General features: G+C 35.8%; 16 protein-coding genes and 1 pseudogene. 3 read left to right on the top strand and 14 right to left on the bottom strand.

From position 1 onward, the window contains the following. Window positions 1–26: 26 nt before the first annotated feature. Both larC and larB read right to left on the bottom strand, forming a co-directional pair. Window positions 27–1,234: pseudogene (larC, locus tag GM661_RS01620) on the bottom strand (nickel pincer cofactor biosynthesis protein LarC). Between the two features lie 15 nt (window positions 1,235–1,249). Continuing rightward, window positions 1,250–2,005 (bottom strand): nickel pincer cofactor biosynthesis protein LarB, encoded by a 756-nt coding sequence (larB, locus tag GM661_RS01615; protein ID WP_125987527.1) that lies wholly within the window; start codon window positions 2,003–2,005, stop codon window positions 1,250–1,252. 330 nt (window positions 2,006–2,335) lie between these two features. Between larB and GM661_RS01610 the strand changes: the two genes are divergently transcribed. Continuing rightward, window positions 2,336–3,646, top strand: a complete 1,311-nt coding sequence (locus tag GM661_RS01610) for an aminotransferase class V-fold PLP-dependent enzyme (RefSeq protein ID WP_125987525.1) — start codon at window positions 2,336–2,338, stop codon at window positions 3,644–3,646. A 94-nt stretch (window positions 3,647–3,740) separates the two neighbouring features. Further along, window positions 3,741–4,214 (top strand): DsrE/DsrF/DrsH-like family protein, encoded by a 474-nt coding sequence (locus tag GM661_RS01605; RefSeq protein ID WP_230868467.1) that lies wholly within the window; start codon window positions 3,741–3,743, stop codon window positions 4,212–4,214. A 262-nt stretch (window positions 4,215–4,476) separates the two neighbouring features. On the opposite strand, the gene GM661_RS01600 is transcribed toward GM661_RS01605, so the two are convergent. From GM661_RS01600 to mnmA, 3 genes are read right to left on the bottom strand one after another with little or no spacing between them, the layout of a single operon-like run. Continuing rightward, window positions 4,477–5,853: a sensor histidine kinase gene (locus GM661_RS01600; protein WP_125987523.1), complete on the bottom strand. Its 1,377-nt coding sequence runs from the start codon at window positions 5,851–5,853 to the stop codon at window positions 4,477–4,479. Then, window positions 5,850–6,545 carry a response regulator transcription factor gene (locus GM661_RS01595; protein ID WP_456237559.1) on the bottom strand — a complete coding sequence of 232 codons (696 nt, stop codon included), beginning with the start codon at window positions 6,543–6,545 and terminating at the stop codon, window positions 5,850–5,852. Before GM661_RS01595 ends, GM661_RS01600 begins: the two co-directional genes overlap by 4 nt. A gap of 43 nt (window positions 6,546–6,588) precedes the next feature. Next, complete coding sequence (mnmA, locus tag GM661_RS01590) at window positions 6,589–7,683, bottom strand: tRNA 2-thiouridine(34) synthase MnmA (RefSeq protein WP_230868465.1); 1,095 nt, start codon at window positions 7,681–7,683, stop codon at window positions 6,589–6,591. A gap of 297 nt (window positions 7,684–7,980) precedes the next feature. On the opposite strand from mnmA, the gene GM661_RS01585 reads away from it, so the two are divergent. After that, window positions 7,981–8,829, top strand: a complete 849-nt coding sequence (locus GM661_RS01585; protein ID WP_125987517.1) for a CAP domain-containing protein — start codon at window positions 7,981–7,983, stop codon at window positions 8,827–8,829. A gap of 60 nt (window positions 8,830–8,889) precedes the next feature. Here GM661_RS01585 and menA read toward each other — a convergent pair whose 3' ends face one another. The 9 genes from menA to GM661_RS01540 all read right to left on the bottom strand — a co-directional run bounded on the left by menA (window position 8,890) and on the right by GM661_RS01540 (window position 21,002). Continuing rightward, on the bottom strand, window positions 8,890–9,828 hold the full coding sequence (gene menA, locus GM661_RS01580; protein ID WP_230868464.1) for a 1,4-dihydroxy-2-naphthoate polyprenyltransferase: 939 nt from the start codon (window positions 9,826–9,828) through the stop codon (window positions 8,890–8,892). A 139-nt stretch (window positions 9,829–9,967) separates the two neighbouring features. Then, window positions 9,968–10,894 carry a sugar ABC transporter substrate-binding protein gene (locus tag GM661_RS01575; RefSeq protein ID WP_125987514.1) on the bottom strand — a complete coding sequence of 309 codons (927 nt, stop codon included), beginning with the start codon at window positions 10,892–10,894 and terminating at the stop codon, window positions 9,968–9,970. Window positions 10,895–10,978: 84 nt separating this feature from the next. Next, a complete protein-coding gene (locus tag GM661_RS01570; protein ID WP_230868463.1) occupies window positions 10,979–11,971 on the bottom strand; it encodes an ABC transporter permease in 993 nt (330 codons plus the stop codon). A 7-nt stretch (window positions 11,972–11,978) separates the two neighbouring features. Further along, complete coding sequence (locus tag GM661_RS01565) at window positions 11,979–13,469, bottom strand: sugar ABC transporter ATP-binding protein (RefSeq protein WP_330165241.1); 1,491 nt, start codon at window positions 13,467–13,469, stop codon at window positions 11,979–11,981. A 575-nt stretch (window positions 13,470–14,044) separates the two neighbouring features. Further along, the gene (locus tag GM661_RS01560) at window positions 14,045–14,782 is read right to left on the bottom strand and encodes a sulfotransferase family protein (protein WP_230868462.1); all 738 of its coding nucleotides are present in this window, start codon (window positions 14,780–14,782) and stop codon (window positions 14,045–14,047) included. 19 nt (window positions 14,783–14,801) lie between these two features. Beyond that, window positions 14,802–15,578, bottom strand: a complete 777-nt coding sequence (locus GM661_RS01555) for a DUF6385 domain-containing protein (protein WP_230868461.1) — start codon at window positions 15,576–15,578, stop codon at window positions 14,802–14,804. 13 nt (window positions 15,579–15,591) lie between these two features. After that, window positions 15,592–17,853 carry a glycosyltransferase gene (locus tag GM661_RS01550; protein ID WP_230868460.1) on the bottom strand — a complete coding sequence of 754 codons (2,262 nt, stop codon included), beginning with the start codon at window positions 17,851–17,853 and terminating at the stop codon, window positions 15,592–15,594. Then, entirely contained in the window at window positions 17,837–19,054 is a 1,218-nt protein-coding gene (locus tag GM661_RS01545) for a tetratricopeptide repeat-containing glycosyltransferase family 2 protein (RefSeq protein WP_230868459.1), read from the bottom strand. Before GM661_RS01545 ends, GM661_RS01550 begins: the two co-directional genes overlap by 17 nt. Further along, window positions 19,020–21,002 carry a tetratricopeptide repeat-containing glycosyltransferase family 2 protein gene (locus GM661_RS01540; RefSeq protein WP_230868458.1) on the bottom strand — a complete coding sequence of 661 codons (1,983 nt, stop codon included), beginning with the start codon at window positions 21,000–21,002 and terminating at the stop codon, window positions 19,020–19,022. Before GM661_RS01540 ends, GM661_RS01545 begins: the two co-directional genes overlap by 35 nt. Between the last annotated feature and the right edge of the window lie 6 nt (window positions 21,003–21,008).

Genomic DNA, 21,008 nt, shown 5'->3' with positions numbered 1-21,008 from the left:
TCCTTTAAAACTTATTTGATTAACAACTAGGCTTTATCCTGCCTGAAATACTCAGTTTTTACTGTGTCATATACTTTTTTTAAAGGAATATTTTTTTTGCGGGCAATATTATAGCAATCATCATATTCTGGGGAGAGATTAACCCTGTTATCATTCAAATAAGCCACTTTAACCCTTATTAAACCCCAGGGGGTTTTAACCTTAATAACCTCCCGGTCAAGAGAATAACGTGAAACTTCATTAATTACCCTGATTCCCAGTGTACTACTTTCAGTAAATAATATATTTAGGACTTCATTTAAGATATCAGCTGTAAGCAAAACATTTAATTTAATCCCTGGTCGATTTTTCTTCATCTGAACAGGTGTATAATAGACATCTAATGCCCCGGCTGAAAATAGTTTTTCCATAATATATTCATAAATCTCAGGATTCATATCATCTATATTTGTCTCTACTATCTTAATCTGCTTTTTTTTTTGCTTGTTTTCCCCAGACTAATTCTCAATAAATTAGGTATTGAGAGGTCATAATAACCTGCCCCATAACCTGTATTTATAATAGTCATTTCCGGGCGAACTCCAAATTCCTCAGCCAGGGTTGTTATGATAGCTGCCCCAGTTGGGGTAACCAGTTCATTTTCAATACCTGTAGAAAAAACAGGAACCCCTGTTAACAACTCCATAGTAGCAGGTGCCGGAACCGGCATTAAACCATGGGCACATTTAACAAATCCCTGACCAGTATTTATTTTAGAGCCGTAAATTTTTTTAATCCCCAATAAGTCTAAGCCAATAACAGAACCTACAATATCAACAATAGCATCTACTGCACCCACTTCATGGAAATGGATCTCATCAATACCAACCCCATGTATTCCAGCCTCTGCCTCGGCCAGTTTATTAAAAATAGACTTGCATTTTTCTTTAACACCCTCAGTTAATGTACTATTATCTATTATACCCTCTATCTCACTAAGATTTCTACCATGGTGATGATGGTGATGCCCGTCTTCCAGATGATGTTGAGCCTGATTTTTTAACAACTCAACATTAACATATGTACCCCCTATCCCCTCCTTTTTTACCTGCTTAATCTCTATATTATATTCATCACTTAAACCCAACTTGTTTAATTCCTCTTCAAATTCCTCCTGCTTTAATCCTAGATCAAATAATGCCCCAAGAACCATGTTGCCACTTATCCCTGAGAACATATCAAAATAGGCTTCCATTTCTAATCAACCTCCCTAGATACCCATTTTATTAATTGAATTAGCCAAATAAGCTGCTCCAAAACCATTGTCAATATTAACCACACCTATTCCAGCAGCACAACTATTAAGCATGGTTAATAAAGGGGCAAGACCATTAAAACTGGCACCATAACCCACACTAGTTGGGACAGCTATAACAGGCTTATCCACCAATCCAGCTACAACACTGGGCAAAGCCCCATCCATACCTGCTACTACAATGATTACTCTGGCCTGATGCAAAATATCTAAATTGTCCAGGAGACGGTGTACTCCGGCAACCCCTACATCCCTCAACTTTTTAACCTCGTTTCCCATAATAAGGGCTGTTTCGCAGGCTTCTTCTACTACAGGGAGGTCTGATGTACCAGCACAAACGACTACAACAGAGCCTTTTCTGGGCAGTGGTCTCCGCTCCAGGATTATTACCCGCCCTAATTTATTATATTTTACCTCGGGAATAATTTGTTTAACAAGTTCATATGTTTCTGGTTCTGCCCTGGTAGCCAGTATATTGGAGTGATATTCTGCCAGCGATTCCATAATCTTCACTACCTGTTCACTGGTTTTTCCCTCAGCAAGAACTACCTCAGGGAATCCCCTTCTTCTATCACGATTATGATCTATTTTAGCAATACCTATATCATGATAACCACAGTCATAAATATCCTCCATTGCATTCTCAATACTCAATTTATTAGCCTGAACATCTTTTAAAATTTGCTTAATCTGGTCTTTATCTCTAAACATAAACTACCATCCCTCTGCAAATTTATATTCCTATTCTGCTTTATTATAACACTAATCTACCATACTCCTCAACTATTTACAGAGATGAAATAATAATTAGAAAAAGCAGAAAAAGATATAATTTATGTTTAATTATATTATTTTCCGTATTTTATGAATATTTAATCGGAGATTTAGTCTGTTTATTTTATATAATAAAATACCGTTTTATTATTTCTTGTTTATTATATTCACTAATAAATGCAAAAACCCTTTTTTTAAGATTTTATTGGATAATATATTAACAAATTTATCATCGAATGAATAAAATATCTGAGCGAGGTGATATTTATGCCCTTAGGCAATTCTCCTTTCCGTAAATATATTCTCGGTTTAGAAACTAAAGTCCCATTAGCTAATGGGCAACAAACCAACTACATAAATTTTGATAATGCTGCTACAACACCACCATTATATTCAGTCATTAAAACCCTTAATGATTTTGCACCCTGGTATTCATCAATTCACCGTGGTCAAGGTTATAAATCTTTATTATCATCAGAATTCTATGAAGATTCCAGGAAAATAGTATTAAACTTTGTTAAAGGTAATCCTGTTTCACACACAGTTGTCTACGGCAAAAACACTACTGAAGCAATTAATAAATTATCATACCGCTTATCCAATAGTGAAGGTAAAAATGTTATTCTTACTACAGAAATGGAACATCACTCTAATGATTTACCCTGGAGAAACAGGTTTACCGTAGATTATATTAAAAGTACTGATGATGGCTCTATATCACTTGCTGACCTGGAGTCAAAACTTATAAAATATAATGATAGAGTAAGGTTAATTACTTTAACTGGGGCCTCCAATGTCACCGGATATAAAAATCCTATTTATAAAGCAGCAGGCCTGGCACACCACTATCATACTAAAATATTAATCGATGCTGCTCAACTTATTCCCCACAGCCCAATTGATATGAAACATGCTAATGAAAGTGAGAAAATAGACTTTTTAGTATTTTCTGCTCATAAAATGTATGCCCCCTTTGGTACAGGGGTTCTTATCGCCCCTAAAGAAACATTTCTAAATGGAAGCCCGGAATATTCTGGTGGTGGTACAGTTAAAGTTGTAACACAGGATAATGTTTACTGGGATCTCCCCCCACACAAAGAAGAAGCCGGCACCCCAAATATAATGGGCATTATAGCCCTAATGGAAGCAATTAATTCCTTAACTAAATTTGGCTTAGACAAGATTAGCAACTATGAAGAAAAATTATGTAATTATACAGCTAAACAATTACAAAATATACCTGATTTAAAGATATATAACACTAAAAAAATCCCTAAAGTTGCCATTATACCGTTTAATATTAAAGGAATAAGACATGATATACTTGCTCGTTGTTTATCTCACGAAGCAGGCATTGCAGTCAGAAATGGTTGTTTTTGTGCACAACCTTATATACAAAAGATCCTGAAGATAAGTCCGGGGGAAATCAAAAGACATATTAATAATACTGAACTACATCCTGGCTTAGTAAGAATTAGTTTCGGCATGTACAACACATATGAAGAAATAAACAAATTAATAGAAATACTTAATGATATAAGTAAAGATAAGAATAAATATTTAAGAAAATATAGCTAATTAATTAAACAACTTAGTTAATATATGAATAAAATCAAAGTTTTTTATCAAAAATAAGTCATATACTATCATTTAAAAGGGAGGGAACAATAATTTGCACAAAATTAATATACTAATGTTTAGTGGTGATTATGATAAAGCATTAGCTGCTTTAATACTGGCAAACTCTGCTAAAGATATCGGACTTGACGCTACTATATTTTTTGCCTTCTGGGGTCTTTTCTTAATTAGAGATCCTAAAAAATTTTCTGTGGAAGACAAAACACAATATGAAAAAATGTTTGGTATGGTAACACCAAAAGGACCTGAAGAATTACCTCTTTCCAGAATGAATATGAGTGGACTGGGGAAAAAAATGCTAGAAAAAATGATGGAAGATGATGATACCCCTCTTTTGTCAAACTTCCTACAGGAAGCCCGTAATAATGGGGTGGAGTTTTTTGGATGTCAACTTTCAGTTGAGGTTATGGGGATCAAAAAAGAAGAACTGCTAGCGGAGGTAGAAATCATCACAGCCCAGGACTATTTAAAAGATGCCCTTAATTCTAATATTCAACTCTTTATATAATGCATTAACAACCCAGTAATGATTTTTCCAAAAATAAAGAATATTATTTCTTTATTTTTTTTTCGATTTTACTTTACAAATTATCATCTTTTTAGTATAATCTAGATAACCCCTTATAAGAACATAAAGCTATAAGAAAAGGTGCTGAATTGAAAATTTAAATCCAGCAAAGTTTTATAAGGGGATAATATAAATACTTTTTTCATTTTTTATCCTCCTTTTTTGTGGGCCAGCTACTTTAAGTAGCTGGCCTTTCGTGTTATTATATGGTATTCTCAGCCTTATTAGGGAGAAATACCTCTACACTGGTTCCCTGACCAGGCTTGCTGTTTATTACTACTTCTCCCTGGTGCTCCTCTATAATCCATTTAGCTATAGATAAACCCAGACCAAGACCCTTTTCTTCTGACCTGGACTTATCCGCCCTGTAAAAACGTTCAAAGATATAGGGTATATCCTCTTCAGCTATACCTATACCTGTGTCAGCAATCGACACTTTTACCCCATCTCCGGTTAACACTGAATTAATCCTTATCTCCCCCCCTGCTGGAGTATACTTAATACTATTATCAATAAAAATCCTCAGCATCTGCTTAATCAATTTTCTATCACCATAAAACTCTAATTCTGGGGTACGATTAGATTCAATAAGCAGGTCTTCACTAATCATCTCTGTCTCTTTTAGCAGCTCATCAATAAGTTCCTTCCAGGGAAAATAATCCTTTTTTATTTCTAACTGATCACTATCACTACGGGCCAGAAAAAGTAAACCTTCTGTCAGAGACTGCATATTGCCAGCTTCATTTTTGATAGCCTCTATTGCTTCATCCCTGACTTCCGCCTCATTCTTTCCCCAACGGTCCAGCAGATTTATATAACCGCGTATTACAGAGATAGGTGTCCTCAATTCGTGGGAGGCATCAGAAATAAACTGCTGTTGTTTTTTAAAGGAATCCTCTAATCTGTCCAACATTGAATTAAAGGTATCTGCCAGATGATAGAGCTCATCTTCTGGGCCAGTAAGCTCCAGTCTCTTTCCCAGGTCATTAAAACTGATATTCCTGACTGTTTTTGTCATCCGGCTGAGTGGTTCCAAGGTCTTTTTAGTTATCATGTAACCAGTAAGAACTGCCCCTAAGATCCCCACAATACTGGTTGCTATCATTACTGTCAACAGAGCGCGTAAAAAACGGTATTCCAGGGTCATTTCTCTAACACCTTGAAGATAGCCTATAAAATTCCCTCTTTTAAGAATAAAACTACTCCGGTAGATAAAAGGCCTGTCATCAATAATCAAATTATTATATCCCGGTTTCAGAGGAATCGTCTGATCTTTAAGTAAAGTAGACTGACCCAGGATATTCTCCTGAGGAGAGAGGATTCGAAAATATATATTCTGTTCTGTCTGACTTATCTCTTCTATAATGTCTGTTTCATAGAGCTCATAACTACTATTAATCCTATTTAAAATAAATTCCATTGTCTTATCAAGGTTACTATGGGCACTATTTATAATAAAATAACGCAGACCAAAATAGGCCGCTCCATTTAATAGTAATATTACCAGGATAAACATTACAGCATATATAATAGTTAATTTGGTAGAAATCTTTTTTTTCCAATCAAAAAGATTGATCATCCTTGCTCATCCTTGATAACATAACCAACCCCACGTACAGTCTGTATTAATTTCTCCTGATAGGGGTCATCTATCTTACTCCTCAAATAACGGATATAAACATCAACTATATTTGTTTCTCCTACATAATCATATCCCCAGACATCATTCAATATTTTCTCCCGTGAAAGAACCATACCCTTATTTATTAAGAGATATACCAGCAGATCATACTCTTTTTTAGTAAGCTCTATTACCTCTTCAGCCCTACTGACCCTGTATTTTACCTGATCTACTACTAAATTATCGACCTTGAGCAGGCCTCTTTTATCAGCTTCATTACTATTAATATTCCTGCGCAGCAAGGCTCTGATACGGGCTAATAATTCTTCAATGACAAATGGTTTTGTTAGATAATCATCAGCACCTATATCTAACCCCTTGACTTTATCTGACGTAGAATCTTTGGCAGTAACCATTATTATCGGGATATTAGATTCTCTGCGTATCCTCTGACAGAGCTCAATCCCATCTAAACCCGGTAACATAATATCTAATATAATCAAACTAAAATCGCTCTCCTGCCAGCTGACCAGGCCTTCTTTGCCATTATATTCAACTACAACCTGATACCCTTCATGTGTTAGTTCTAATTCCATAAAACGGGCTATCTGTTTTTCATCTTCTATTATTAAGATTCTATCCTCCACTATTCTCAACCCCCTTAAATACTATTTTTGTCAATTAAACTAATGATCATTTAATTACTTGAGCAATAATACCTCCACCCAGACAACATTCATCCCGGTAAAATACTACAAATTGTCCAGGTGTTATAGCTTTCTGGGGTTGATTAAAAATTACCCGGCATTTTTGATCCTGTAATTCTACATCCACCCCTCTATCTGACTGTCTATAACGAAATTTGGCTGTACAAGCAAAACTATCAGCAGGGGGCTGTTCCATAACCCAGTGTAGGTCGGTAGCTATTAAACCCCTGGAGAAAAGAACGGGGTTATCCCCTCCCTGTACTACATATAATATATTTTCTTTAAGGTCTTTGGCAGCTACATACCATGGTTCACCTGAACCATCACCCCTGCCACCACCTATACCCAGGCCGCGGCGCTGACCTATTGTATAATACATTAAACCATCATGTCTGCCAATCACATCCCCAGACATAGTGCATATGTTTCCAGGCTGAGCAGGGAGGTAATTCTGTAAGAAGTTTTTAAAGTTTCTTTCACCTATAAAACAAATACCTGTGCTATCTTTTTTTTCAGCTGTATTAAGGCCAGCTGAAGCTGCCATATCTCTTACCTTATCTTTAACTATACCTCCAATTGGAAAAAGTGTTTTGGCTAACTGCTGTTGTCCCAGAGTACAGAGAAAATAACTCTGATCCTTACCTGGGTCTTTACCCCTCAAAAGCTGATAAATCCCATCTTTCTCTTCTACTCTAGCATAATGTCCTGTAGCAATATAATCAGCATCCAATTGTAAGGCATAATTAAGGAAGGCTTTAAATTTAATCTCTTTATTACAGATAACATCTGGATTTGGTGTCCTACCGTTCTTATATTCATCCAGGAAATATTCAAAAACCCTCTCCCAGTATTCTTTTTCAAAGTTTACTGTATAGTAGGGTATATCAAGTTGATAACAGACCTTTTTAACATCTTCAAAATCTTCAGTAGCCGTACAATAACCCTCCTCAGATGGCTCATCCCAGTTTTTCATAAAAATACCTTTAACATCATAGCCCTCTTCCTTAAGAAGCATAGCAGCAACTGAAGAATCAACACCTCCTGACATTCCTACTATCACCCTTGTATCCTTTTTATCCATTAAAGATAACCCCTTCTTTAAACTTAATATTTTTAAAAACCTATTAGATATTATAGCAAAAAATCATCTTTTAATTAAACTATCTATTTTTTTATACTTTCAAGAAAACTTTAATCTATAATGCTTAAATAAAGTAAACTTTAATAGGCCGGTTACCGGCTTAAATATCAACTATTAACCCTAATCCTTTGATACTTTAATAACCTCGAACTTTAAAGTAAATAACTTTAATACTACTAATATTTCTTAAGCAACTGACAAATAATATTCCTAAATAAAAAAATAGGAGGTTTCAATATGAAAAAAGCCAAGTTTTTACTCTTTGTGCTGCTGACAATATCATTGGTCTCATGCAGTCAACAGGAGCAGAGCCAGCCAGTAGAACCCCTCCAATCCTCTATCTTTCAAACAGCTGATGTACAATACTGCCGGGTAAATAGCAGTAGTCTGCCTGTCAAAGCAGGTGCCAGTAATCAATTCGGAACAATAAGCAAACTCTCCCAGAATGATGTTGTCAGAGTCCTTGGAAAAATCGATGATTGGTATATTGTACGCCTTGATGATTACCGGGTAGGGTGTATAGACTCAACACAGACAAGCCCGGTTGTAAAAGACGGTCAAACAAATAATGAAATCCAAGCACCTGGGGGTGGTAATCAAAATAATCAAACACCTCAAACACAAGAACCAGCTCAATCGGGAAATGGCAATACACAAACACCACCTACACAGGCTAATAATGGAAACCAGGCCAACCCACCATCTAATCAGGAGAGTCAGCTGCTTAACTTGGTGAACCAGGAAAGGAGAAAAAATGACCTTCCTGTACTGAAAGCAAGTGGCGAACTTAACCGGGTAGCTAGAGTAAAAGCCCAGGATATGGTTGATAATAATTACTTTAGCCACAACTCTCCAACCTACGGCAGCCCTTTTGATATGTTAGACCAGTTTAATGTTGAATATCAATATGCTGGAGAAAATCTAGCCAAAAACACCTCTGTTTCCCGGGCACATTCTGCCTTAATGAGATCAAGTGGTCACCGCCGCAATATACTTAATCCTAATTTTACCCATATCGGCATAGGTGTCAAGCAAGAAGATAATGCCTATATCTATGTAGAATTATTTACTGGAGTACCACAATAAATTAGGTAAAACCGGGTTTTTTAACCCGGTTTTATTTTTACTGGCGTAATTTAATCACAATTAAATTGATACCCCAATAGTTAACAAATAAACCAGGTTAATCAAGACAAAGTTTTTTACAGACAGTACAAAGGTATCTGCTTTACTTTGTTTTTGTGAGAACAATTTAATGTTTTTGACCACCACTAATAGAGTTAATAAGGTTAATAATACTATAGGAGACAAGATGTTTAAGAAAACAGAGACTATAATAATAAAATATATTATATAATATAAGTATTTAAACAAAATCAGGGCATCTTTTTTACCGATATAAACAGGTAGGGTATAACGTCTATTTTCTATATCATCTTCAATATCACAGATATTATTGGCCAGCATAATATTAGCAATACCCATTACAGCCGGTATAGACACCAGGAAAAGATAGACGATTTCCTCAAAATCCAAACCTATCCAGGTAATACCTTCATTAACTAAAATACTAATAATACCCTGGTCATAAACATGTATATAAACGGCAATAAAAACTATAATAAATCCCATGAAAAAGCCTGAAAAAAACTCCCCCAGAGGCATCCTGGAAATTGGAACCGGACCAAAGGAATAAAAAATACCTACCAAAAAAGAAATAACCCCCAGTATAAGTACAACAGAATCGCTGTTAGCAAATAAAAACACCCCGGCCAGAATTGCAATATTTAGTAAAACTGTTACCACAATTATTACTGAACGTTCACTAAGATCATCTCTGCTAATAGCATTATGCTGTTCATAGTTATATCCATATTTCTTGACTGCATTTTTATAGTCATAGTAGTTATTAATAGCTGTTGCCGCCATATCAAAGGCCAATAGGGAAATAAACATAAATAAAAAGTTTTTAGTATTAAATTGTTCATAACGATAAAGGGCAAACACAGTCCCCAGTAAAAATGGTATTAGACTAGCCACCTTGGTTTGAATCTCCACTAATTTCAAAAAACTTATTATTGACATATTACCCTCCATAATTATTATGTTATCTATATAATGTCCCTAGTTATCTATTATTATATTAAATTACACATTCTCTAGCAAGTATAAAAAATGGGAGCCAAAAAACAGCTCCCATTTTTCATATTATTTAGTTGAAATATTATTCTATAGTATCCCAGTTATCTTCATCAACAATTTCTGTAGGAGTTTTAATAAACTGAGGAACATCTTTACCATCAAAATAATCTTTAATTGCCCTGATAGTTATTCTACCCATTTCTGTCGGGAACACAGCTAAGGTACCAGTTAGCCTATCTTTACTTACATCTTCAATGGCATCAGGGTTGCCATCAATACCAATCGTATAGATATCTTTATTCATAGACCTGGCAGCCTGGGCAGCCCCCTGAGCCATTGCATCACTACAACCAAAGACCAGGTCAAGATCCGGGATAGCCTGCAAAAGATTTTCGGTTACATTCATCCCTTTTTCTCTTTCCCAGTCAGCCGGTTGGGAAGCTGCAATTTCTATTTCAGGGAATTTTTCGAGGATTTCCATAAAACCACCTTTTCTTTCAGTAGTATGGTATCCTGGAACACCCTCTAAAATAACTATTTTACCTTTTAATTCTCCGTACTTACTATGAAGTAAATCTACTGCTTTCAGGCCCACTTTGCGTCCTCCAGCCCTCTGGTCATAACCAACATAAGCCTCAACCTTACCTCCAGGCAGTTCTGTTAATGAATTAAATACAAAAACAGGAATACCAGCTTCATTAGCCTTTTTTACAGCAGAAACTACTGCTTTATCATTAATAGCACAAAGGGCAATAGCATCAACTTCCCTCTGAATCATATCCTCTACCATACTTACCTGTTTTTGAAAGTTACTTTCCCTATCAGGTGCCAGCTTATACAAATCCCAACCTAATTCTTCTGCTACCTCAGTAGCCCCTGCATTAGTCGCTAGATAAAAAGTACTTGTCAGGGCAGGTGAAATCATTGCCACCTCTTTTTTTCCTGCAGCCATTACCATCCCACTAATAACTACTATCAAAATCAATGACAACAAAAATAGTTTTTTCACTTAAATTCCTCCTTTAAAATTTTAGTTTTCTTAATTCACTCTAATTTAGATTATTTATCCATAAACCACCCCCGTGAAAGAAAACTAATTACTACTTAAAAAACTAAATAATGAACCCTTATTGGAACTACTTTTCTTGCGTAAAACATCAACAGTTACAGCAGCAAGTATAATTAAACCCAATATTACCCTCTGCCAGTGTGAAGAAACCAATAAAAGATTCAGGCCGTTTCTAACTACACCCATGATTAAAGCACCTATCAGAGAGCCAATTACCCCACCCTGTCCACCACTTAAACTAGTACCACCAATAACAACAGCCGCTATTACATCAAGTTCAAAACCGTCACCAGCAACTGATGTAGCAGCATCCAGTCGGGCAGCTAGTACTAAGCCAGCCAGTGCTGACAAAAAACCTGTCATAGCATAGACCATTGCCTTATAACGCCCAGTAGATATACCAGACAAAATAGCCGCTTCTTCATTTCCACCAATAGCATAACTATAACGCCCTAGTTTAGTTCGCTTAAGCACCAGAAAAAATACTAAATATACCAGCAGCATTAATATCGCCGGAAATGGTATTACACCTATCATTCCCTGGCCGATATATTTAAATGATTCAGGAAAGGTATAGATAGGGGCCCCCCCAGTATAGACAAAGGCTAGGCCTCTGGCCACACCCATAATACCAAGGGTAGCAATAAACGGTGGTAGAGGTATCTGGGTAATTAACAGTCCATTAATCAAACCAAATAGTGCACCAATTAATAAACCTAACATTATTGCCAACCAGATATTCCAACCATAGTTTACAATCATACCAGCAGTCAAACAACTTGATAAACTCAGGACAGAGCCAACAGAAAGGTCTATCCCTCCAGTAATTATAATAAATGTCATTCCAGCAGCAACAATACCGATTAATGATGACTGTCGTAAGATATTCATCAAATTTGTTAAAGTAAGGAAGTGAGGAGAACTAAAAGACATAATAACACCTAGTAATATTAAACCAGTAAGGGCCCCTAATTCCTTTCCTATCGAACTGCTTACCTTTTTAAGAGATTTATCCATCAATAATTCACTCCTTGGTTGCATAATTTAATATTTTCTCCTGGGTCGCTTCCGGGGCTGATAGTTCACCCGTTATCCTACCGTGACTCATAATTAAAATCCTATCACTCATACCCATTACTTCCGGGAGTTCTGAAGAAACCATAATCACACCAACACCATTCTGGACCAGACTATTAATCAGGTTATATACCTCTTTTTTAGCCCCAACATCTATCCCCCTGGTCGGTTCGTCAAAAATAAGGATCTTAGCCTTCTGGAGTAGCCACTTGGCCAGTACAACTTTCTGCTGGTTGCCACCACTTAAATACCTTACTTCCTGTTCAATACTAGGGGTCTTAATCTTTAACTTATTGATAAAATCTTCGGTTAATTTCTGCTCTTTTTTATAATTAATAAAACCATTATCTATTACCTGATTCAAGTCAGTAATAGTAATATTTTCTTTGATTGACCTGACCAGGATAAGCCCCTGGCTTTTACGGTCTTCAGTAATAAACCCAATACCTTGTCTTATTGCAGCCTTGGGATTGTTTATCGAAACCTCTTTATTATCTATAAATATCTTGCCATCATTATATTTATCTACACCAAATATACACCTCATTAATTCTGTCCGACCCGAACCTACTAGACCGGCAAAGCCGAGTACCTCACCCTTTTTTAAATTAAATGATATATTCTTTAATAATCCTTCTTGAGACAAGCCATCTACCCGTAATATTTCTTGGCCAACAGCAGACTTTCTGGCCGGGAACTGTTCTGTTAAATCCCTACCAACCATCTGCTTGATCAACTTATCCTTATTTATTTCTTTAATATCTGTAGTTGCAATATACTGGCCATCACGTAGCACAGTAACCCTATCTGCTATTTCCCATAACTCCTCAATACGGTGGGAAATATAAATTATTGAAATGCCTCTTTTTTTAAGCTCTTTTATTGTCTTAAACAACTGTTCAATCTCATGGTCTCCCAGGGCTGCAGTAGGCTCATCCATAACAATTATACGAGAATTCATTGATAAGGCTTTAGCCACTTCAACCATTTGCTGTTTAGCCACACCAAGTTCATTAACAATCTTATCAGGAGCAAGTCCTAAATCCAGGTCATCTAAAATCTTTCTGGAATTATCAATAATATCTTTTGTATCTATTAAACACCCGTTTTTCATAGACTCACGACCGAGAAATATATTCTCAGCAACAGTTAAATATGGAATCAGATTGAATTCCTGATAAATAACACTTATACCAAGTTCCTGGGCTTTTCCAGGGTTTTGTATACTTACCTTTTCATTATTAATAATTATTACACCCTCATCCATCTGATAAGCTCCTGAAAGTATTTTGATCAGAGTAGATTTTCCTGCCCCATTTTCACCTATCAGAGCATGGACCTCTCCTTTTCTCAAGTTAAAACTAGCCTTGTCTAAGGCCAGCACACCAGGGAATTTCTTTGTAATACCCTTCATTTCTAAAAGATAATTATTACTCAAACTTACCACTCCTCCAAAAGCAAATAAGCCTTTACATCAAAATAAAACCCTCTACTTAATCGATAAGAATCCCTGCTTTTCAGCTAATTATAAAGCAACCTTTAATCTATCCCCCTTTCTCTTACTTCATTAACGCTTAATAAACTCAGTCTATTAAAAGATATTAAAAAATAAAAAAGAATATAACTACATTTTAAACCACATTTACTTTTAATTGTTCGTACATTATAATTTAAAAAAATATCCTATAACTTAATACAGCTATAAATCTTCAACTTATCAAAATAACATTTATGTATTACATCATTAGAGAACAAGCAACCTGCTACTGACCCAACCATGCGTATTAATAAACTCTCGACACCAAATGAGAATATAGTGCCCGTGGTGCAACCTTAAACTGTTCTTGTATGCTTTACTTAAATGCGGAGTACCTGCGGTGCAACCTCAGAATCCAAAATACAAATAAGCATCATATTACTTGTACGTACTATTATACTACATTCATCTGCAATATTCAAACTTTTTTTACAATTCCCTTGTTTTTGTATTATCTGTTAATAGAACTCTTAGTACTATTCTGTAAATATGGGCTGGTATTCCCCCACAATCCCTTTGATTTCCTCACATTGGCTCTCACTGAGCTGTTGCTGCCATTTATAAATCGTTTCTTTATTTACAACTGGCACATTAAAAGATTCCGATAGATCTAGAAATTTCTTTATTTTTATTAATACTTCTATAGTATTTTCCACTAATCTCTCATAAGAAATAATAAGCATACGGTTTTTTATATTACTTTTGGCAAGATAATCAATCTTTTTCATGTGAGCTACCCATCTTAATGTACACTTTTCAGTCATAGACATTTTAGAATAATCAGCTGCTATTTTATGATCAATACCTAAAAATTCATTAGGTATAGGGAACCTTTTCCATTCTCTCTGCCACTTTAAAACCCCCTCATGCTTCAGCATACTACTTACTGTAGCATAGGGGTTACGCTTTAAAGATATAAAAAGGGAGTCAGGAAACACAAGGGCTAAAGCCTCTGCCAACCAAAGGTTAGGATGACTTTTATCTACATAATGACAGGGACTACTTTCCTGATAATAATAGGTATAAAGTCGAATTAATTCTGGAAATAATTTGGCCCTAACAGCTGGATTTAGAGCCATTTTAGTCACCCTATTAAAAATCATTGGATCTTCAATAGTAGCCCTGATTGCTGGGTGGCTCTGCAAAATATTAGCTAACCAGTTAGTACCAGTCCTACCGGAACCAATAATAAAGATTATTTTTCTTGCTTTCATAATACCCTCCTCCTGTTATTTAACCTTGTGTCTGGAGATAAATATCAATAAGACTGTTATTTAATGAATAATATTTTAAACGGGTGTATTTTAGAAAGGTTGCCAGGACAAGTGCTTCACCCTGACCAGGTGGAATCTCTACCTCATAAGCATCTGCTGTCCAGTCAACCCCATTGGGACTTATTTCAAGCTGAACATTAACCAGTGAGTCCCCTTTGTTTTTGACAAAAAAAGTAATCAACTCCTTTTGGGCAATATTAAAGGCTTGGGTAAATTCCGCTATATTTCCTACCGATAGATCTTCATTTTTATGGGACTCAAAAGCAGGCACACAATTAACTTCTATGTCTGCACATTTCCAGATTGAACTACAGTCCTGAAATACCTTAAAACACCCCTGAAAGAGAATAGCGATTTTTACCTCTACTTGATTATCAGGTAACAGACTATTCTTAATCACTCTTGAACTAGCTTGAATTAATAATTCGCAGTTTTCTGGAAAACAAGCATCTTTCTCTCCATAGCACTGCTTAAGCCCTTTAAGAAAATTAAAGGTAATCCTTGTATTATAAAACTTAACAACATTGGCAATCACATAACTTATTTCCAGTTCAATAATACCTTGAATTATAAAATTATTTTCATTTACTTTTTCATCTTCCAGCTGCAAAACACTGGCCTTAATATCCTTAATCTTTACAATGTTACTGCTTTCAGGTATATTAACTAACTCCACAAGATAATGATAAAAAGTAAATCTATGGAGATAGGTTTCTAAATAAAAGTTTGTGCCCACTTTTTTCACCCCTTTATAATGGAATATAGTAATCCCCTTTTCCCATATTACTACTAACAATCAAAGCTAGATTAAGCTGACGTCTATCAGTAAGCTCCCCGGGTATTTTCCACTTTTCTTTAAACTTATTCCAGTTTTCTTTCATTATTTGTTGATAATCTAAACCTTCCTTTTTAAAAGTCATACTCCCAAAATGATGGACATATACATCCCGGGCAATGATATTTTTATACCCAGCTACTGCAGCACGCAGGCAAAAATCATCATCTTCAAAATTCCCTGGTGAAAACCTTTCATCAAATCCCCCAATTGTTTCTATAACTCCCCTTTTAAGCAGTAGACAAATCCCAGCCAGCCGATAACTCAACATATATTCACCCTCATATTCCCAGTAATATTCACGAGATACCTGGTAAAATTCCTCTAAACTATTATAATTCAAAATAAGCTGCTGTTTCCCGTCCACATAATTTGAACAGGGGGCTATTATTCCAGCCTTACTTTCCCGCTCAAAATGTGCCATCATATTAGCCAGGCAATTATCGCCCATAATAACATCATTATTTAAAATGAGGATATACTCACCCCTGCTTATCCTAAGTCCCTGATTACATGCTGCTGGAAAACCATAATTCTTTTCATTATTAATAACTTTTACCCCTTCTTCTTCCAGCCCAGACAAATAACTCCTCATCTGTTCATCTGAATCATTATCAATAATAATCACTTCCAGGGGTTCCTGGTTATAACTAAAAAGACTATCAATACACAACTCTGTAATTTCTCTATTATTTCGAACAGGTATAATAACTGATATTAAGCCTTTTTCTCCAGCTTCTCTTAAAGGTTCTTCCCTACCAGCCCTTATTAAAAACTGGACTGTATGGAGTTCCTGAATAGTCTTTTGGTCAAGTTGAGACCATTCAAAACTATCACCTATCACCTGCCAGGATTCCTTTCCCTGAATTACTAAATCACTACTATCACCTTCAACTGTATAAACAGCCTTAATATTGAAACCAAGTTTCCTAAGTATCCTTTTAACCTCCTTAAAGGTAAAAAATCTAAGGTGGGTAGAATCAAGTATTCCGGCATTAGTATAACGCCACTTTCCCTGTAATAACTTATTGATTATCCCTATGTTTCTAACATTGGGTAAGCTGATAATTAACTCCCCTGATATTTTTAAATACCTCCTCAATTTTAGTAAGACCTGCCAGGGGTCTATTAAATGTTCCAGGACATCACCTAGTATAATACAATCAAAATAAGCATATTCAACCGGCAGTTTTATCAGTTTTTCTATGTCAGCAATTATCACCCTGTCAAGCCTATCTTTGGCGGCATTACCAGCTATTTCATCAATCTCAACCCCCATAACCTGACTGTCCGGGTATCTCTCTTTAATTTTTTTCCCTAAAAATCCATGGCCACAACCAATTTCTAATATCTTTTGACTATTATCAGAGATTAAATTTAAAATCTCTTCCCTACTGCACTGGTAATAGCCTATATCCTTAACAAAACTGGCTGAACTGCTTCTCTTTCTCTCTTTCCATTTAGCTAAGATAAGTCCTTCCTCTGAAATAAGGTGTTCATAATAACCAGTTTTGGCCTTTTGCGGATCATGCTGACAATACCAGTCATATTTCCTCCGACGCTGTTCAGCAGTAAAATAACCATAGTGTTTTACCCGGACATCTAATTTACGAAGAATCCATCTGAGATTAGCTGGTATACTACCACAGTGAAAGTTTCCACCATGGTCAGTATTTTTAAATAAAAGGCGCCCTATATTCTGCTTATGCAGGGAAAACAATCTAGGCTGCCAGAAATTACTATAGATCCCGGGGTCAATCCGATAATAGTCTTTTTTATTCCACATATAAAGAAAGTGGAGATAAAAAACAGTAAATTGTGGAGCAAGCGGGTCCAGTAGGCTTATCTCTCTGATAATTGTTTCTCCAGCCAGTTCTTCTAAGACCTCATCCCCATCCAGTGCCAGTATCCAGTCAGGTTGGTGTTTTAATGCCCAGGCTAATAAACGGTTCTTATCCCTAACCTCATCCAGCTTATTCTCTTTCTGATAGTGATATTCAACTAAGCGAGGAAAAGACTTACATATTTCAGGGGTTTGATCAGTAGAACCATCATCCAGAATAATAAGCTTATCAACCAGTGGAAGTTGACTAATAATAGATTCCTCTAACCACTGTTCCTCATTTTTAACCCTCATCATACTCAATAATTTGAATTCCTTACTTAATTTTTTCACTTAACTCACCATCCATTAGCCATTCCCTATAAAGGTCATAAATAGGGTCATATTTTTCAGCCACCTTTGATAAATCTAAATAATCTATAGCCCTCTTCTTTATTTTGATTAATAATCCTTTAAGCCCATTTATTACTGCTTGATACCCTGGATTTTCCCTTAAGGCCTGCAAATAATAATCAATAGCCTTACTATCTTCTCCCATCATCTCATAAACCCTTGCCAGGGCATGATAAGTCCTGAAGGAGCTCAAACCATTTATTTCCAAAAATTTATTATTATTGTTATTAAGCTGTAGACAGCTATGGTAGGCAGCTATGGCCTTCTTGAATTCATTACATCTAAGGTGGTATTCACCTTTAACAAACCACAATGCCTGAAAATCGGGAAAAAGTTTAAGACCTTTCTTTAGTAAATTCATGCCTTTTATATATTCTTCCTGCTGCAGTAAGGCAGTTACTGTTTTATATAATAAATCTGCTCCAAAACTTAATTCTGCCAGATTGGCAGTGATTTTTTTATAATATTGTAGAGCCCCCTGATAATTATTCTGTTGAAACAACTCTGTTCCATAGGCATAGATTAAAAAAGGGTCACACGGTGCTTTTTTTAAAGCCTTTTCAAGGATCAGGGTATTCCTCCTGCTCTTCCTTTTTCCGCTGACTAGCTGGTCTAAATATCCAAGGTGTTCTAAGTAAATATCAGTCTTTAGTATTACTGCTTCGGGATCATTCTCCTGAATGACCTGGGACATCTCCTCATGTAAGGGGGAGCTGTAACGATATTCAACCTGGTTCCGGAAAATACGGCAGGCTGAATCAAGTACATAATCACCAGATTTTACACTACCATAGTAGTTTTTAATCTGGACCAGCCAACCCGCTATATTATTTTCTAAAGCCTTCTTCAGCAGCCCCCTGACCCGACTGTGGAATTTCAAAGGAAGTCGTTCATCGGCATCAAGAACAAATATCCAATCACCACTGGCTCTGGCAAGGGAATAATTTCTGGCAACAGCAAAATTATGTTCCCAATCTATCTGAAATATCCTGGCTCCATAGCTCTCAGCAATGTTTAAGGTCTGATCAGTAGAACCTGTATCAACAACTATTAACTCATCTGCCAGTTCAGCAATACTATCCAGGCAGTCAGGGAGGTAATCTTCTTCATCCCTGACTATCATACAGATTGAAAGTGTCAATCCTGTCAACCCCCTTTTGAATCCCTTCTTCAATCTCCGTAAAATACGGATAATCAGTGAAAACCCCGGCCGATTTTTGACAATAATCCATTATATTGATATATAACAACTTCAAGTAAGTTAAACAGCTTATCAAACTGGCTTCTTGATCAGTTAAAGCCTTTTGCATAAAATCAAAAGCAGCCTGCATATCATCCCCTTCTAGAACCATTACAGCCAGATATCTTAGTGATTCTTCATCCAGTTTTTGATCTTTAAGTCCCAGGAATTGATCTATTGCTTCCCTCCAACAGCCCTTTCTAAAAAGAAGTTTTCCCAGCTTCATCTTCATACTATCAGATAATATTATACCCTGGTATATATCAAGTATTTTATCAATTCCAGGTTGATAAGCTATTGTCAGGTAATTTTTTAATAAAAGATAGAGGGTTTCCAACAAAGTAGAGTCCTTGACAGTCCCCAGACTTTTCCGGCCAGTAAAAAGATAATCTATTTCTTTAATATTAAAGTAGGCCTGTTCTCCCTGTGTTTCAATCAAAGTCACTATCCCTTCCCTGTTACCCCTGTACCAGTAATATTGATATAATAAGATGCTTAACTCCTTTATTTGATAATCATCAGGAGAAAAACTATTAAAAATACCATCTAATTTATCCAATTCACCCTTATTCCAGTAGGCCTGGGTAATAATATAGTTTTTTTCTACAACTGAACTGCAAAACCCCTCTTCATATATTTTAATAACAAGACCAGGATAATAATCCACTATCTCTTTCAGTAATAAATTCAGGGCCTTACCCCTAAGAGAAGCACTATTTGTGCTAATGAAATTTTCCATTTCCTTTTCACTGTGGTACTTAACATATAAATCTAATAAATCCTGCAAAATATTGCTATTAGTAGGGTTTTGGGTGAATGCTAAGTGGTAATAATCAATTGCTTTATCAATATTAAAGTTGTATTCATAACACTTTCCCAGGTAATAGGCAGCTTTATCAGTACCTACACCATTTATTGAAACATACTGGGAAGGAGGAGCACCCAGTTCCAAACATTTCTCGAAAACCCCTACAGCCTTTGCAAAATCCCCAGTATTTAAATAGGTTTCACCTAATAAATAATAAAGATCAGTATAATCAGGGAATTCCTTTAAACCATCCTGTAATATTCTCCTGCATTCCAGATGATATCCCCCTGCTAAGTAAGCTATAGCTAATTTAAAGATTAAATAAGGGTAATAACTAAATTGCTTATCAATAGACTCAAGAACAGCCCTGTACTGCCAGATTGCCAGTTTATATTCACCCTGACGGTAATATTCATTTCCCAGGTTAAAACGCATAAAAGGATTTTTAGGATTGTGTTTTAACTCAAGCTGTAAAATGCCTATATTTCTCTCTATTTTCTTTTTCTGTTCAACCATTTGACTGGTATAACCGTAGTGGTTTATTAAAAGATCAGTATATCCTATTTTTGAAAAGGGGTTTTTTTTCAAAATTTGGGGCAAAATCTGTTCATGTATCCTGCCTTGATAATAATAATCCTTTTTATTCCTGAAAAGCCTTAAGGCCGGTTGAGATACACTGTTCTGCCTGTCTTCATAATTAGATATCTGTACAAAATAAGCCTCTTTCCCCTGATCATTAAGTAGTGACATCCATTCCTTTTTAGCAATTGTTTTAAGCTCTTCATCAGCATCAATAATAAAAACCCAGCATCCCTCTGCCTGTTTAAGGGCAAAATTCCTTGCTGCTGAAAAATTATTATTCCAGGGAAAAACATATACCCTGGCCCCAAATTTGCGGGCTATTTCAACTGTATTATCAGTAGAACCTGTATCAACAACTATGATTTCATCGGCCAGGTTCTTGATACTTTTTAAACAAGTAGCCAGATTCTGGGCCTCATCTTTTGTAATCAAACAGACACTCAATAATTTATCAGACATTAAACC

This window comes from Iocasia fonsfrigidae (assembly GCF_017751145.1).
Taxonomy (GTDB): domain Bacteria; phylum Bacillota; class Halanaerobiia; order Halanaerobiales; family DTU029; genus Iocasia; species Iocasia fonsfrigidae.
The sequence above is the reverse complement of the archived record's forward strand: the minus strand, read 5'-3'. Positions and strand labels throughout refer to the sequence as shown.

What these genes read in the sequence shown, in the direction of transcription:
- GM661_RS01560 (WP_230868462.1), bottom strand. Translation starts at nt 14,782, where the DNA reads ATGAAAGCAAGAAAAATAATCTTTATTATTGGTTCCGGTAGGACTGGT.
- GM661_RS01570 (WP_230868463.1), bottom strand. Translation starts at nt 11,971, where the DNA reads ATGGATAAATCTCTTAAAAAGGTAAGCAGTTCGATAGGAAAGGAATTA.
- menA (WP_230868464.1), bottom strand. Translation starts at nt 9,828, where the DNA reads ATGTCAATAATAAGTTTTTTGAAATTAGTGGAGATTCAAACCAAGGTG.
- GM661_RS01585 (WP_125987517.1), top strand. Translation starts at nt 7,981, where the DNA reads ATGAAAAAAGCCAAGTTTTTACTCTTTGTGCTGCTGACAATATCATTG.
- GM661_RS01610 (WP_125987525.1), top strand. Translation starts at nt 2,336, where the DNA reads ATGCCCTTAGGCAATTCTCCTTTCCGTAAATATATTCTCGGTTTAGAA.
- mnmA (WP_230868465.1), bottom strand. Translation starts at nt 7,683, where the DNA reads ATGGATAAAAAGGATACAAGGGTGATAGTAGGAATGTCAGGAGGTGTT.
- larB (WP_125987527.1), bottom strand. Translation starts at nt 2,005, where the DNA reads ATGTTTAGAGATAAAGACCAGATTAAGCAAATTTTAAAAGATGTTCAG.
- GM661_RS01540 (WP_230868458.1), bottom strand. Translation starts at nt 21,002, where the DNA reads ATGTCTGATAAATTATTGAGTGTCTGTTTGATTACAAAAGATGAGGCC.
- GM661_RS01600 (WP_125987523.1), bottom strand. Translation starts at nt 5,853, where the DNA reads ATGATCAATCTTTTTGATTGGAAAAAAAAGATTTCTACCAAATTAACT.